Source organism: Pantoea sp. Pa-EAmG, from assembly GCF_030024295.1.
Classification (GTDB): Bacteria; Pseudomonadota; Gammaproteobacteria; order Enterobacterales; family Enterobacteriaceae; genus Pantoea; species Pantoea dispersa.
Genome location: NZ_JASEWO010000296.1, coordinates 1 through 2,981 on the forward strand (window position 1 = coordinate 1; position 2,981 = coordinate 2,981).

Consider the following 2,981-nt stretch of genomic DNA (forward strand, 5'->3'; position numbering starts at 1 on the left):
ATAGTGTTCCAGTTTGGCAAATTTGTTATTTACAAATTCGCGCAGTGGGTCGGTTATCTCAACATTCAGTCCGGTTAGGTTTAGCTGCATAGGTCTTCCTTCTTGTTTCGGTCAAACCAGCTGCTTGCGCTGGTTTGATGGCGGTATAGATAAAGACTCGCGATACTTAGCAACCGTACGTCGCGCCACCATGATGCCCTGTTCAGATAACATGGAGGTCAGTTTGCTGTCGCTCAAGGGTTTTGCGGGATTTTCCGCGGAGATTAATTTTTTCACCAGTGCACGGATCGCCGTCGACGAGGCTTCGCCACCGCCTTCGGTGCTGACGTGACTGGAGAAAAAATACTTCAGTTCAAAAATGCCACGCGGGCTGTGCAAATACTTTTGCGTGGTGACGCGGGAAATAGTGGATTCATGCATATCCACGGCCTGGGCGATATCCGCCAGCACCATCGGACGCATATACTCTTCACCCTGTTCAAAAAACGCCTGCTGCTGTTCGACAATACAGCGCGTCACTTTCAGCAGCGTGTCGTTGCGGCTCTCCAGGCTCTTAATCAGCCAGCGGGCTTCCTGTAAGTTGCTGCGAATAAACTGATTGTCACTGTCATTACGCGCAGAACCGCCCATCGCGGCGTAATGCTGATTGATTTTCAGGCGCGGCAGGCTGTCAGCGTTCAGCTCCACCGTCCAGCGCGTGCCAGTCTTGCGCACCAGCACATCGGGAATCACATACTCGGGCTCGCTGGTATTAATGGACTGCCCGGGGCGCGGATCGAGCGACTGAATCAGCAGCATCGCTTCCTTCAGCACCTCTTCTTTCAGCCGCGTCACGCGCATCAGGCTGCGGAAATCGTGGTTAGCCAGCAGGTCGAGGTGCTCGCTGACAATCAGCCGTGCTTCGTTCAGCATCGGCATATCGGCCGCATACTGCGACAGCTGCACCAGCAGGCAGTCACGCAGATCGCGTGCGCCGACACCCACCGGATCGAAACGCTGTACGCGCTTCAGCACCGCTTCCACCTCTTCCAGCGTCAGCTCTTCGTCACCAATACTGTCACAAATGTCCTGTAAGCTGACGGTGAGATAACCGGTATCGTCAATGGCATCGACGATGGAGGTTGCGATGGCGCGGTCGGTGTCGGTGAACGGCGTCAGTTCTACCTGCCACATCAGATAGTCCTGCAGCGACTGCGTGGTTTCACCCTGATACACCGGCAGCTCGTCGTCCTGGTAATCGGTGCCGGTGCCGGAGGGCGTACCGGCCGTGTAGATCTCGTCCCAGGTGGCATCGAGCGGCAGCTCTTCCGGCATCTCTTTCTGTTCGAGTGCCTCACGGGTATCTAACGCCTCGTTCTCCTGAAACTCGCGGGCGTCGACTTCATCGTGCAGATCGGTTTGTTCAAGCAGCGGATTGCTTTCCAGCGCCAGTTGCAGTTCCTGCTGGAGTTCAAGCGTAGAGAGTTGCAGCAAGCGGATTGCCTGCTGCAACTGGGGGGTCATCGCGAGCTGTTGGCTGAGCCTGAGTTGCAAACCTTGCTTCATAATCCGGCTAGAATTTCCTAAGCAAATGTCGGGTATGCCGACACCTTATCAGAGTCTGAACTCTTCGCCCAAATAAACCCGCTTAACCTGCTCATCTGCAAGAATTTCATCTGGCGTGCCGTGGGCAATCAGATGGCCCTGGCTGACGATATATGCGCGCTCACACACCGCGAGCGTTTCACGCACGTTGTGGTCGGTGATCAGCACGCCGAGGCCGCTGTCACGCAGATGTTCGATGATCTTTTTGATATCGATAACGGAGATGGGGTCAACGCCGGCAAAAGGTTCATCCAGCAGGATAAACTTTGGATTGGCGGCCAGCGCACGGGCAATCTCGACGCGGCGACGTTCACCGCCTGACAGCGCCTGGCCCATGCTGTCGCGCAGATGGCCGATGTGGAACTCGTCCATCAGCTCATTGGCGCGATCCTGACGCTGCTCTTCCGTCAGGTCGTCACGCACCTGCAGTACCGCCATCAGGTTGTCGTAGACGCTCAGACGGCGAAAGATCGACGCTTCCTGCGGCAGATAACCGATGCCGCGCCGCGCGCGCGCATGCAGCGGCAGAATACTGATATCTTCTTCATCAATAATAATGCGGCCGGCATCACGCGGCACGATGCCTACCACCATGTAGAAGGTGGTGGTTTTACCGGCCCCGTTGGGGCCCAGCAGGCCGACAATCTCGCCGGATTTCACCTGCAGGCTGACATCTTCTACTACGCGACGGCCTTTGTAGGCTTTCGCCAGGTTTTCAGCGACTAATGTGGCCATAGCGATCAGTTACTCTTTTTGGGGCTCGCAGACGAACCGTTTTTATCCTGCAGCTGCGACGGCACCAGCACGGTGGTGACGCGCTTGCTCTGGCCCTGACTGTAGGCCTGCATTTTCTGCTCTTTCACCAGATAGGTGATGCGATCGCCTTTGATGTTGCTGTCCTGCTGCTCAATAAAGGCGTTGCCGGTCAGCTCGACGAAATCGTTGGCCAGCTCATAGTGCAGTTTGGCGGCGTGACCCTGCACCGGTTTGCCGTTGTCCTGCATCTGATAAAAGGTGGCCGGATTGCCGTAGGCATCAACGATGGTTTTGTTGCTGTCGCCGCCGGGACGCGTTACCACCACTTTATCGGCGGTAATTTTGATGGTGCCCTGGGTCACGATCACGTTGCCGGTAAAGGTGGCGACGTTACCCTGCAAATCGAGCGCCTGGTTCACCGAGTCGATGTTAACCGGCTTGTCCGAATCGCCCGTTAACGCCAGCGCCGGCAGGCTGGTTGCCAGCAGCGCACTCACCAGCAGCAACTTAAGGCTATTTTTGTTCATTTTGAATTTCATAGGAGGTTTTGACCTTTTCAAGCAGCTCGGCATTCTTTGTCCGTAGGTTGCCGCGCATCTTCATGCCAGTGGAATTAAAACTGCGGCCAAATAGGGTGACCT

The 2,981-nt window shown here is 55.8% G+C and carries 5 protein-coding genes; all 5 read right to left on the reverse strand.

From position 1 onward, the window contains the following. A partial coding sequence (locus QMM04_RS21860) for an HPF/RaiA family ribosome-associated protein (protein ID WP_282997024.1) occupies positions 1 to 90 on the reverse strand: 90 nt, incomplete at its 3' end. 21 nt (positions 91 to 111) lie between these two features. Further along, positions 112 to 1,545, reverse strand: coding sequence for an RNA polymerase factor sigma-54 (gene rpoN / locus QMM04_RS21865; RefSeq protein ID WP_282997023.1), 1,434 nt, complete (start codon positions 1,543 to 1,545; stop codon positions 112 to 114). Between the two features lie 48 nt (positions 1,546 to 1,593). Next, positions 1,594 to 2,319: an LPS export ABC transporter ATP-binding protein gene (gene lptB / locus QMM04_RS21870; protein ID WP_010618248.1), complete on the reverse strand. Its 726-nt coding sequence runs from the start codon at positions 2,317 to 2,319 to the stop codon at positions 1,594 to 1,596. A gap of 5 nt (positions 2,320 to 2,324) precedes the next feature. Beyond that, positions 2,325 to 2,879 (reverse strand): lipopolysaccharide ABC transporter substrate-binding protein LptA, encoded by a 555-nt coding sequence (lptA, locus tag QMM04_RS21875; protein ID WP_031279739.1) that lies wholly within the window; start codon positions 2,877 to 2,879, stop codon positions 2,325 to 2,327. Continuing rightward, positions 2,854 to 2,981 (reverse strand): LPS export ABC transporter periplasmic protein LptC (gene lptC, locus QMM04_RS21880; RefSeq protein ID WP_282997025.1); only part of this gene is annotated, 128 nt, incomplete at its 5' end. The genes lptC and lptA, both read right to left, overlap by 26 nt.